The sequence below is a fragment of the Streptomyces sp. NPDC004126 genome, from assembly GCF_050275515.1.
Taxonomy (GTDB): Bacteria; Actinomycetota; Actinomycetes; order Streptomycetales; family Streptomycetaceae; genus Streptomyces.
This window is the reverse complement of the sequence record NZ_JBNNPF010000104.1, coordinates 1-11,641: the sequence shown is the minus strand read 5'-3', so window position 1 is coordinate 11,641 and position 11,641 is coordinate 1. Positions and strand designations below refer to the sequence as shown.

General features: G+C 74.1%; 11 protein-coding genes. 10 read left to right on the top strand and 1 reads right to left on the bottom strand.

Annotated elements, in window-relative coordinates; genetic code table 11:
* Positions 1-260: 260 nt before the first annotated feature.
* The 3 genes from ACQKM2_RS40170 to ACQKM2_RS40160 are packed head-to-tail and all read left to right on the top strand — an operon-like array spanning position 261 to position 2,998.
* Positions 261-1,061, top strand: coding sequence for a hypothetical protein (locus ACQKM2_RS40170; protein WP_427719018.1), 801 nt, complete (start codon positions 261-263; stop codon positions 1,059-1,061).
* On the top strand, positions 1,058-2,245 hold the full coding sequence (gene mycP / locus ACQKM2_RS40165; RefSeq protein ID WP_427719016.1) for a type VII secretion-associated serine protease mycosin: 1,188 nt from the start codon (positions 1,058-1,060) through the stop codon (positions 2,243-2,245). Before ACQKM2_RS40170 ends, mycP begins: the two co-directional genes overlap by 4 nt.
* Positions 2,246-2,257: 12 nt before the next feature.
* Positions 2,258-2,998 carry an SseB family protein gene (locus ACQKM2_RS40160; RefSeq protein ID WP_427719014.1) on the top strand — a complete coding sequence of 247 codons (741 nt, stop codon included), beginning with the start codon at positions 2,258-2,260 and terminating at the stop codon, positions 2,996-2,998.
* A gap of 84 nt (positions 2,999-3,082) precedes the next feature.
* Here the strand turns inward: ACQKM2_RS40160 and ACQKM2_RS40155 are convergent, their stop codons facing one another.
* The gene (locus ACQKM2_RS40155; protein WP_042800665.1) at positions 3,083-3,448 is read right to left on the bottom strand and encodes a DUF1844 domain-containing protein; all 366 of its coding nucleotides are present in this window, start codon (positions 3,446-3,448) and stop codon (positions 3,083-3,085) included.
* A 325-nt stretch (positions 3,449-3,773) separates the two neighbouring features.
* Between ACQKM2_RS40155 and infC the strand changes: the two genes are divergently transcribed.
* From infC to pheT, 7 genes are all read left to right on the top strand, one after another.
* Positions 3,774-4,484, top strand: coding sequence for a translation initiation factor IF-3 (gene infC / locus ACQKM2_RS40150; RefSeq protein WP_427719011.1), 711 nt, complete (start codon positions 3,774-3,776; stop codon positions 4,482-4,484).
* Positions 4,485-4,582: 98 nt separating this feature from the next.
* Positions 4,583-4,777, top strand: coding sequence for a 50S ribosomal protein L35 (gene rpmI, locus ACQKM2_RS40145; RefSeq protein WP_030012385.1), 195 nt, complete (start codon positions 4,583-4,585; stop codon positions 4,775-4,777).
* A gap of 132 nt (positions 4,778-4,909) precedes the next feature.
* Entirely contained in the window at positions 4,910-5,296 is a 387-nt protein-coding gene (rplT, locus tag ACQKM2_RS40140; protein WP_007263143.1) for a 50S ribosomal protein L20, read from the top strand.
* A 170-nt stretch (positions 5,297-5,466) separates the two neighbouring features.
* Positions 5,467-6,321 carry a TrmH family RNA methyltransferase gene (locus ACQKM2_RS40135; protein WP_125816317.1) on the top strand — a complete coding sequence of 285 codons (855 nt, stop codon included), beginning with the start codon at positions 5,467-5,469 and terminating at the stop codon, positions 6,319-6,321.
* A gap of 55 nt (positions 6,322-6,376) precedes the next feature.
* A complete protein-coding gene (locus ACQKM2_RS40130; protein WP_427719006.1) occupies positions 6,377-7,651 on the top strand; it encodes an ATP-binding protein in 1,275 nt (424 codons plus the stop codon).
* 162 nt (positions 7,652-7,813) lie between these two features.
* Entirely contained in the window at positions 7,814-8,941 is a 1,128-nt protein-coding gene (gene pheS, locus ACQKM2_RS40125) for a phenylalanine--tRNA ligase subunit alpha (RefSeq protein ID WP_427719003.1), read from the top strand.
* Entirely contained in the window at positions 8,941-11,469 is a 2,529-nt protein-coding gene (pheT, locus tag ACQKM2_RS40120) for a phenylalanine--tRNA ligase subunit beta (RefSeq protein ID WP_427719000.1), read from the top strand. The genes pheS and pheT overlap by 1 nt, the downstream gene beginning before the upstream one ends.
* Positions 11,470-11,641 lie beyond the last annotated feature (172 nt).

Sequence of the window (11,641 nt, the reverse complement as noted above, 5' to 3'; positions counted from 1 at the left end):
GGTGGCTCCGCCCCGGACCCCGCGCCTCAAACGCCGGCGGGGCTATGGACAGCCCGTCCGGCGTTTGAGGACCGGGGTCAGGGGCGGAGCCCCTGGGAACGGTGGAAGGGAGGGTAGGGGACCGCCCCGCGCAGCGGGCCGCGCTCCCGGCGGCCCGGTCCGGCCCGGCCAGGGCAGCGGCTCCCGAAGGCCCGGCCAGGGCAACGGCCCCGTAGAGTACGGGCAGGCAGCCGTACGGAACCGGGGGGCGGAGCCGCCGCATGACCACGACGACACCACGGACCGAGGTCCTGGACGCCCCCGGCCCCCCGCCACCGCCGCAGCGGCCCCGCCGCCACCCCGTGCGGGTCGTCACGGCCACCGCCTGCGCCCTCCTCGGCAGCGCCCTCCTCGCCGGCGCGGCCGCCACCGCCTGGAGCGACCACCGCGCCGCGCACCGCCCCCTGCCCCCCGACGCCGCCTACCGCCAGGCCGCCTCGCTGTGGCGGTCGGCCCCCGTGGACAGCCTGCTGCCGCCCGTGCTGGACGCCCCCGACGCCGGCCCCGGCGGAGCCGACCGCCGCTGGACCCGGATCGCCCTCGCGCCCGACGCCGACTGCGCGGCCGCCCTGCCCGCCGCCTGGCGGACCGTCCTCTCCGGCACCGGCTGCACCCGCGTGCTCCGCGCCACCTACACCGACGCCACCCGCAGCTCCCTCGTCACCGTCGGCCTCGTCTTCACCCCCGCCGACGCCGGCGCCATGGCCGCCCTCCGGGGCCGCCTCACCGTCCCGCCGGCCTACGAGTACGCCGACGCGCGCCGCGCCGCCTGGACGGCGACGGTCTCCGCCGGGGCCCCGGCCGTCGTCTACGCCGTCTCCGCCTTCGCCGACGGCCGCACCGTCGACACCCCCGTCCCCGCCGAGGAGGCGGTCCGCGAGGGCGCCACCGGGACCGTCGCCGAAGCCGGGCTCGGCCACGACGCCAAGGCCGCCGCCGACCGGGTCGGACAGGCCCTCACCGCCCTCGCCGCCCCGGACGCGGCACCGGGCGCGGCACCGTCGAAGGGGGCCGCCCGATGAACCCGACCCCCCTGCGCGCGGCGGCCGCGACCGGCCTCGCCGCCGCCCTCCTCGCCGTGACCGCCGCCCACCCCGCCGCCGCCGACACCATCCGCGACCGGCAGTGGGGCCTGCTCGCCCTGCGCGCCGAGGAGGCCTGGGGCACCACCCAGGGCGACGGGGTCACCGTCGCGGTCCTCGACACCGGCGTGGACGCCACCCACCCCGACCTCACCGGCCAGGTCCTCGACGGCACCGACCTCGTCGGCATGGGCGCCGGCCGCGGCGACCGCGCCTGGGCCCGCCACGGCACCGCGATGGCCAGCATCATCGCGGGCCGGGGCCACGGCCCCGACCGCTCCCAGGGGGTCCTCGGGATCGCGCCCCACGCGAAGATCCTCCCGGTCCGGGTGATCCTCGAAGAGGGAGACCCCGGCCGGAACAAGGCCCGCGACAGCAAGTCCGGCGCCCTCGCCGAGGGCATCCGCTGGGCCGCCGACCACGGCGCCGACGTGATCAACCTCTCGCTCGGCGACGACAGCGACTCCGCGCACCACGAGGCCGCCGAGGACGAGGCCGTCCAGTACGCCCTCGGCAAGGGCGTGGTCGTCGTCGCCTCCGCGGGCAACGGCGGCGAACGCGGCGACCACACCTCCTACCCCGCCGCCTACCCCGGCGTCATCGCCGTCGCGGCCGTCGACCGCCAGGGCCGCAAGGCGGCCTTCTCCACCCGCCACTGGTACGCCACCGTCAGCGCCCCCGGGGTCGACGTGGTCATCGCCGACCCCGACCGCTCCTACTACGAGGGCTGGGGCACCAGTGCCGCCGCGGCCTTCGTCTCCGGCGCCGTGGCCCTCGTCAAGGCCGCCCACCCGGGGCTGTCCCCGGCCCAGGTCAAGAAGCTGCTGGAGGACACCGCCGCCGAGCGCCCGGCCGGGGGCCGCGACGACGCCCGGGGCCACGGCACGGTCGACCCCGTCGCCGCGCTCCAGGCGGGCGCGGCGCTGCGTCCCGAGGCGCCCGTTCCCGCCGCCGCGGCGGCCGGGCGGCGGTACTTCGGCCCCGGACCCGAGCAGGCCCGCCCCGCCGGGCGCCGGAAGGTGCCGGGGGTCCCGGCGGCCGCGGCCGGGGGAGCGGTGCTGCTGGTGCTGGCCGCCGTACTGGCCCGGCGCCCGCGCGCCGCACGGCGGGACACGTCGGGATAGGGTCGGTTGATTGTGGCGACCAAGAACATTCCAGACCCCGGTTTCTCCGACGACGACGGCACCGCCGACCCCCGGCTGAGCGCCGCCCTGGCCGCCTGGGCGGCCGACCGGGCGGCCGAACCGCAGCTGCTGGCGGCGCTGAAGGACGCCCGGCTGCTGGTGCCCGTCGTGGCGATGCTCGGCGAGGTCGAGACGGACCCGGAGACCGGCCTCAAGCGCGAGAAGACCAGCGACATGGCCGTGCCGACGCTGACGGCGGGGAACCGGCGGGCGCTGCCCGCCTTCACCTCGATCGCCTCGCTGGCCCTGTGGGACCCGGCGGCCCGCCCGGTGGCGGTCCCGCTGCACCAGGCGCTCGCCGCCGCCGCGCACGAGAAGGCCGACACCGTCGTCATCGACCTGGCGGGCCCCGTCCCGTACCAGCTGACCGGCCCCGCGCTGCTCGCGCTGGCCGAGGGCCGCACCGACGCCGACCCGCTGGCGGACCCCGCCGTGCGCGAGGCCGTACGGGCCGCCGTGGCCGCCGAGCCCGCCGTGCTCCGCGCCCACCTGGGCCGGGGCGGCGCCGGGGGGGACGGCACCCTGGCCATCGTGGTCTCCGCCGACGCCGAGCCCGCCCCGGCGGCCCGCCGGGTGGCCGAGGCCCTGGCCGCCGACGAGACCCTGCGCGGCCGGCTCGTACGCGGCCTGGACCTGGCCCTGCTCCCGCCCGACGGCCCGGTCCCGCCGGGCGACGCGCTCTTCACGCGCTGAGGACCCCGTAAGCATGCCGAAGGGCCGCCCGCGGAAGTTCGCGGGCGGCCCTTCGGCGGTGAAGCGGAATCCGGTGGGACGGGATCAGGCGTAGACCGGGCCCGTGAACTTCTCGCCCGGGCCCTGGCCCGGCTCGTCCTGGACGATCGAGGCCTCGCGGAAGGCGAGCTGGAGGGACTTCAGGCCGTCGCGCAGCGGGGCGGCGTGGAAGGAGCTGATCTCGGTGGCGCTGGCGGTGACCAGGCCGGCCAGGGCGGTGATCAGCTTGCGGGCCTCGTCGAGGTCCTTGTGCTCGGAGTCCGGCTTGTCCAGGCCCAGGTTGACCGCCGCGGCGCTCAGCAGGTGGACGGCCACCGTGGTGATGACCTCGACGGCCGGGACGTCCGCGATGTCGCGGGTCATCTCGTCGTAGTCGGGAGTGGTGGAATCGGAGGGCGTCGCGTCAGTCATGCGCTCCACGATAGGTCGTGCGGCGGCCTTGCAATGCGTGGGGTACTATGTACATCGACCGGCCGGACACTCCTGTGCCCGGCCCACAAGTGGAGGCTCCGATCTCCCACCCGACCACCCTCCGGGGAGGCGGGTCTTCCGGTCAGGCGGTGTCCATCGTTCCGTACGGACGATGGGAAGCCGCCGATTTGCGCCCCGCGGTTCGCACGCGGCGGTGCTCCGGTTGTTTTGGAGCCCCTGCCTGTGCCCGGCGGGGCATTTTTCATTCTCCGCCGCGGTTGAGGTCTGACGACAAAAGACGTCAGCGGTTGCCTGCCAGGCAGCCGTGTGGTGCTACCGAGGAGGATCCATCAGCACCGAGCCCCGCATCAACGATCGGATTCGCGTCCCTGAGGTGCGACTCGTCGGTCCCAGCGGCGAACAGGTGGGCATTGTTCCGCTTGCGAAGGCGCTTGAGCTCGCGCAGGAGTACGACCTGGACCTGGTCGAGGTCGCGGCCTCGGCTCGTCCGCCGGTCTGCAAGCTCATGGACTACGGCAAGTTCAAGTACGAGTCGGCCATGAAGGCCCGTGAGGCGCGCAAGAACCAGGCGCACACGGTCATCAAGGAGATGAAGCTCCGGCCGAAGATCGACCCGCACGACTATGACACCAAGAAGGGTCACGTCGTTCGGTTCCTCAAGCAGGGCGACAAGGTCAAGATCACGATCATGTTCCGTGGTCGCGAGCAGTCCCGGCCGGAGCTCGGCTACCGACTGCTGCAGCGTCTCGCTTCGGACGTCGAGGAGCTCGGCTTCATCGAGTCGAACCCGAAGCAGGACGGCCGAAACATGATCATGGTTCTCGGTCCGCACAAGAAGAAGACCGAGGCGATGGCCGAAGCCCGCGAGGCGCAGGCCGCCCGCAAGGCCGAGCGTCTGGGCGGTACCGCCGAGGCAGCTCAGGTCGAGGCTGACGCCGACGAGGCCGCCCCGGCTGCCGAGGTCGACGGCTCCGCCGAGGTCGAGGTCGAGGCCGACGGCTCCGCCGAGGCCTGATCCCGGAACACACGTTCCGGATCACCCAACAACATGACGCTCCCGCGAGCCGGTCCCCGGACCGGCGGGAGCGCCACCGACGAGGAGATAACGGCGCCATGCCGAAGAACAAGACGCACAGCGGTACCAAGAAGCGCTTCAAGGTCACCGGCTCCGGCAAGGTGCTCCGTGAGCGCGCCGGCAAGCGCCACCTGCTCGAGCACAAGTCGTCGCGCGTCACCCGTCGCCTCACCGGCAACGCGGAGATGGCCCCCGGCGACGCCGCGAAGATCAAGAAGCTTCTCGGCATCTGATCGTCCTCCGCTCCTGGCTTTTTAGCTGGGGGCACCTCCCAGCGTTAGCTGGGGGAGGGACGTCAGCACCGGGACCCCATCGAATTTCGGGTCGTGTGACGACATCCACGGCCCCGCTACAAGGAGTACAAAGTGGCACGCGTCAAGCGGGCAGTAAACGCCCACAAGAAGCGCCGGGCGATCCTCGAGGCGGCCTCCGGCTACCGCGGTCAGCGTTCGCGCCTGTACCGCAAGGCCAAGGAGCAGGTCACCCACTCGCTGGTCTACAACTTCAACGACCGCAAGAAGCGCAAGGGCGACTTCCGTCAGCTGTGGATCCAGCGCATCAACGCCGCTGCCCGCCAGAACGGCATGACGTACAACCGCCTCATCCAGGGTCTGAAGGCCGCCAACATCGAGGTGGACCGCAAGATCCTCGCCGAGCTGGCCGTCAACGACGCCAACGCGTTCGCCGCGCTGGTCGAGGTCGCGCAGAAGGCCCTCCCGGCCGACGTCAACGCGCCGAAGGCCGCTGCCTAAGGCCTGGCCGGCCGCGTAAGCAGTCGGCATCCTCGGACCCGCAGGCGATTCGCCTGCGGGTCCGAGTGTTTTCCCCGCACGGCGCAAGTGCCCCCGCGCCGCCCGTGCCCGCACCGCTCGCGCCCCGCGCGGCCCGCACCCCGAGAGAGACCGCAGAGACCATGGCCGACCTGGGTCACCACGAGCTGATCTCCCCCCGATCCCCGCGGGTGGCCGCCGCCCGCCGGCTGGCGCGGCGCAACTTCCGCACCAAGGAGCGCCGGTTCATCGCCGAGGGCCCGCAGGCCGTCCGCGAGGCGGTCGAGCACCGCGGGGCCCAGGGCGCGACCCTGATCGAGCTGTTCGCCACCGTCGAGGCCGCCGAGCGCTACGCCGACATCGTCGAGGCCGCGCTGCTGGCCGGGGCCCGGGTCCACTACGCCTCCGACGAGGTGCTCGCCGACGTCTCGCAGACCGTGACCCCGCAGGGCCTCGTGGGCGTCTGCCACTTCCTGGACTCCCCGTTCGAGGAGATCCTCAAGGCCGGGCCCCGCCTGGTCGCCGTCCTCGCCCACGTCCGCGACCCCGGGAACGCCGGCACGGTGCTGCGCTGCGCGGACGCCGCCGGCGCCGACGCCGTGGTGCTCACCGACGCCTCCGTCGACCTGTACAACCCGAAGTCCGTACGCGCGTCCGTGGGCTCCCTCTTCCACCTCCCCGTCGCCGTGGGCGTGCCGGTGGAGCAGGCCGTGGAGGGGCTGCGGGCCGCCGGGGTGCGGATCCTCGCCGCCGACGGGGCCGGGCAGGACGACCTGGACGCCGAGCTGGACGCGGGCACCATGGGCGGGCCCTCCGCCTGGGTCTTCGGCAACGAGGCCTGGGGCCTGCCCGAGGAGACCCGGGCGCTCGCGGACGCCGTCGTCCGGGTCCCGATCCACGGCAAGGCCGAGAGCCTGAACCTCGCGACGGCCGCCGCCGTGTGCCTCTACGCGTCCGCGCGTGCACAGCGGGCGCCCGGAGGGTGCCGCTCCGTGACCCCCAGCTAGTAATGTGGCCGTCCGGGGGCCCACTGAGCTACCCGGAGATGTGGGGTACGGGGACATGACCGTCGGTACGAACAGCTCGCCAGGGGCCGCCGGCGCGGCCGAGGAGCGGTTCGGGCAGGCCCCGCCGCCCCCCGGCGCCGAGCGGCCCGGCCGGGCCGGGGCCGGCCCCGCCGCGTCCGGCGGCGGCGCGCCGGCGCCGACGGCCGCCCCCGACGCGCTGGGCTTCGTACCGCCGCAGGCCGGGCGGTCCGAGGCGCGCGGGCCCGCCCGGCCCCCCGGCGAGGGCGCGGGGTCCGTCATCGACCCCGACGAACTGCCCGACGGGCTCGTCGTCGCCGACCACACCGGGCACGTCGTCTGCTTCAACCGGGCCGCCTCCCGGATCACCGCCATCCCGGCCGGCCAGGCCATCGGCGACCGCATCGAGCGCGCGCTGCCCCTGGAGGACCTCGAAGGCCGCCGCTGGTGGACGCTGACCGACCCGTACGGGGGACTCGCCACCCGGCGCGGCCAGCCCGAGCGGAACCTGCTGCTGCCCGGCGGGCGCGAGGTGCTCGTCTCCGCCCGCTACGTGCGCACCCACCCCACCGGCCCCCTCAGCCGCCTCGTGGTCACCCTGCGCGGCACCGAGGCCCGGCGCCGCACCGAACGCAGCCACGCCGAGCTGATCGCCACCGTCGCGCACGAGCTGCGCTCCCCGCTGACCTCCGTGAAGGGGTTCACCGCCACCCTGCTCGCCAAGTGGGAGCGGTTCACCGACGACCAGAAGCGGCTGATGCTGGAGACCGTCGACGCCGACGCCAACCGCGTCACCCGGCTGATCGCCGAACTCCTCGACATCTCCCGCATCGACTCCGGCCGCCTGGAGGTCCGCCGCCAGCCGGTCGACCTCGCCGCAGCCGTCGGCCGCCACGTCCAGGCCCTCACCGCGAACGGCCAGGCGCCCGAGCGGTTCCTCGTACGGGTCAGCAGCCCGCTGCCCGACTGCTGGGCCGACCCGGACAAGATCGACCAGATCCTCGGCAACCTCCTCGAAAATGCGGTGCGCCACGGTGACGGAACCGTCACCATCGACGTGGCACCGCACGAGAAGGGAACAGCCGTCACCGTGACCGACGAAGGCCCCGGGATCCCCGAGGAATCGATGGCCCGCGTCTTCACCCGCTTCTGGCGGGGGAGCAAGCGCGGCGGCACCGGCCTGGGCCTGTACATCGTCAAGGGCATCGTGGAGGCGCACGGCGGCACCATCACGGTCGGCCGCGGCCCCGGAGGCGGCGCCGAGTTCCGATTTATCCTGCCCGTGAGCGCCCCGGCCTACCTCACCCAGTAACCCTGCGGAGAGTCTCACCGGGCGGCCCACGGGCTCCTCCACCCCCGGCGGCCCTTAGACTCGTCCTTTGGCACCTTTGTGTCCTTGTGCCGATCGAGCCCGAGGCGTTTCGATCAAGTCGTGCGGGGACCCACCAGCCAGCCATCGGAAGTACGGGAAGAGATGTCGGCACCGAACAAGTCGTACGACCCTGTCGAGGTCGAGGCACTGAAACCGGAAGAGATCGAGCGCATGCGGGACGAGGCGCTCGCCGCCTTCGCGTCCGCCGGCGACCTCGACGAGCTCCGCGAGGCGAAGACCGCGCACATGGGCGACCGCTCGCCCCTCGCGCTCGCCAACCGCGAGATCGGCGCCCTGCCGCCCCAGGCCAAGGCCGACGCGGGCAAGCGCGTCGGACAGGCCCGCGGCGCCGTGAACAAGGCCTTCGGGGCCCGCACGGTCCAGCTGGAGGCCGAGCGCGACGAGCGGGTGCTGGTCGAGGAGGCGGTGGACGTCACGCTGCCCCACGACCGCGTGCCCGCCGGCGCCCGCCACCCCCTGACGACGCTGATGGACCGCATCGCGGACATCTTCGTCGGCATGGGCTACGAGGTCGCGGAAGGCCCCGAGGTCGAGGCGGAGTGGTTCAACTTCGACGCCCTCAACTTCACGCCCGACCACCCGGCGCGCCAGATGCAGGACACCTTCTTCGTCCAGGGCCCCGAGGGCACCGAGGGCGACGAGTCCGGCGTCGTGCTGCGCACCCACACCTCCCCGGTGCAGGCGCGCTCGCTGCTGGAGCGCAAGCCCCCCGTCTACATCGTCTGCCCCGGCCGCGTGTACCGCACCGACGAGCTCGACGCGACGCACACCCCGGTCTTCCACCAGGTCGAGCTGCTCGCCGTCGACGAGGGCCTGACCATGGCCGACCTCAAGGGCACCATCGACCACATGGTCAAGGAGCTCTTCGGGGAGCAGACCACCACCCGGCTGCGCCCGCACTTCTTCCCGTTCACCGAGCCGTCCGCCGAGATGGACATGCAGTGCTACGTCTGCCGCGGCGAGTCGGTGGGCAACCCCGACCGCCCCTGCCGCACCTGCTCCAGCGAGGGCTGGATCGAGCTCGGCGGCTGCGGCATGGTGAACCCGAAGGTGCTCACCGCCTGCGGTGTGGACCCGGAGAAGTACAGCGGGTTCGCCTTCGGCTTCGGCATCGAGCGGATGCTGATGTTCCGTCACAACGTTGAAGACATGCGAGACATGGTCGAGGGTGACGTGCGCTTCACCCGGCCGTTCGGGAGTGAGATCTGATGCGCGTCCCGCTTTCCTGGCTGCGGGAGTACGTCGACCTCCCCGCGGGCGAGACCGGCCGTGACGTGGCCGCCAAGCTGGTCGACGCCGGCCTCGAGGTCGAGACCGTCGAGACGCTCGGCGCCGGCCTCAAGGGCCCCCTCGTCGTCGGCCAGGTGCTGACCATCGAGGAGCTCGACGGCTTCCGCAAGCCGATCCGCTTCTGCACGGTCGACGTCGGCTCCGCCAACGGCACCGGCGAACCGCAGGAGATCGTCTGCGGAGCCCGGAACTTCTCCGTCGGCGACAAGGTCGTCGTGGTCCTGCCCGGCGCCGTCCTGCCCGGCGACTTCGCGATCGCCTCGCGCAAGACGTACGGCAAGACCTCGCACGGCATGATCTGCTCCGGCGACGAGCTCGGCATGGGCGACGACGGCACGCACGGCATCATCGTGCTGCCGCCGGAGTACGAGCCCGGCACCGACGCGATCGAGCTGCTCCAGCTCGTCGACGAGGTCCTCGACATCGACATCACCCCGGACCGCGGCTACTGCATGTCCATGCGCGGCGTGGCCCGCGAGGCCGCCACCGCGTACGGCCTGCCGCTGCGCGACCCGGCGCTGCTCGACGTGCCCGCGCCGAACTCGTACGGCTACGCCGTGCAGATCTCCGACCCGGCCGGCTGCGACCGCTTCACCGCCCGCACGGTGACCGGCCTCGACCCCGAGGCGCGGTCCCCGATCTGGCTCACGCGCCGCCTCCAGAAGGCGGGCATGCGCCCGATCTCGCTGGCCGTCGACATCACCAACTACGTGATGCTGGAGCTCGGCCAGCCGCTGCACGCCTACGACCGCTCGCGCCTCGACGGCGCGATCGGCGTCCGCCGTGCCGAGCAGGGCGAGAAGTTCACCACCCTCGACGGCGTCAAGCGCACGCTCGACGCCGAGGACCTGGTGATCACCGACAGCAGCGGCCCGATCGGGCTCGCCGGTGTCATGGGCGGCGCCAACACCGAGATCGCCGACTCCGTCACGGACCCCGAGACGGGCGCCGTCACCGGCACCACCGACGTGGTCATCGAGGCCGCGCACTTCGACTCCGTGTCGATCTCGCGCACCGCCCGCCGCCTGAAGCTCTCCTCCGAGGCCTCCAAGCGCTTCGAGCGGGGCGTCGACCCGCAGGCCGCCGCCGCGGCCGCGCAGCGGACCGTCGACCTCCTCGTGCTGCTCGCCGGCGGCACCGCCGAGGCCGGCGTCACCGAGCTCACCGCCCCGGGCGCCCCGCGCACCATCGCGATGAGCGCCGACCACCCGGACCGGGTCGCGGGCATGGACTACGGCCGCGAGACCGTCGTGCGCCGCCTCCAGGAGATCGGCTGCGACGTCTACGGCCAGGACGAGCTCGTCGTCACCGTCCCCTCGTGGCGGCCCGACCTCGCCGAGCCCAACGACCTCGCCGAGGAGGTCATCCGGCTGGAGGGCTACGGGAACCTCCCGTCCACCCTCCCGCAGGTGCCCTCCGGCCGCGGCCTGACCGCGCGCCAGCAGCTGCACCGCCGGGTCGGCCGCGCGCTGGCCGGCGCCGGCTACGTCGAGGCGCTCAGCTACCCGTTCATCGGCGAGGCCGTCTTCGACCAGCTCCAGCTGCCCGCGCACGACGCGAGCCGCCAGGTCGTCAAGCTGGTCAACCCGCTGTCCGACGAGGAGCCGGCGCTGCGCACCACGCTGCTGCCGGGCCTGCTGGGCGCGCTGCGCCGCAACGACAGCCGGGGCAGCCACGACCTCGCGCTCTTCGAGACCGGCTCGGTCTTCCGTGCCGCCGCCGAGGCGGGCGTCGCCGTACGCCTGCCCGTCGACCGGCGTCCCACGGACGAGGAGGTCGCCACCCTGGACGCGGCCCTGCCCGCGCAGCCGCGGTACGCCGCGGTCGTGCTGGCCGGTGCGCGCGAGCAGGCCGGCTGGTGGGGCAAGGGCCGTCCGGCCGACTGGGCGGACGCCGTCCAGGCCGCCCGCGCGCTGGCCGTCGAGGCCGGTGCCGAGCTGGTCGTCCGCCAGGGCCAGTACGGCCCCTGGCACCCGGGCCGCTGCGCCGAGCTGGTCGTCACCCTCGACGGTGTCGAGCAGGTCATCGGCCACGCCGGCGAGCTGCACCCGCGCGTGGTCAAGGCCATGGGCCTGCCGGCCCGCACCAGCGCCATGGAGCTCGACCTGGACCGCCTCGCGGCGGCCGGCGGTGAGGCCGTGCAGGCGCCCCGGATCTCCACCTTCCCGGTGGCGACCCAGGACGTCGCGCTGATCGTCGACTCGTCCGTCCCCGCCTCGGCGGTGGAGGACGCGCTGCGCAAGGGCGCCGGCGAACTGCTGGAGTCGCTGCGGCTGTTCGACGTCTTCACCGGTGAGCAGGTCGGCGAGGGCAAGAAGTCCCTCGCGTACGCGCTGCGCTTCCGCGCGGCCGACCGGACGCTGACCGCCGAGGAGTCCACGGCGGCGCGCGACGCGGCCGTGGCCCTCGCGGGCGAGCGGACCGGGGCGGTGCTGCGGGGCGCGTAGCCGCTGCCGCTTGGCTGTACCGAGGGGCGCGTCCGGTGATCCGGGCGCGCCCCTCACCCGTTCGGGTGGGACCCGGGGTGCCCTGCGGGGCTGTCCCCTACCCGCCCTTCCACCGTTCCCAGGGGCTCCGCCCCTGGCCCCGTACGGGCGCTCCGCGCCCGTCGCCTCAAAC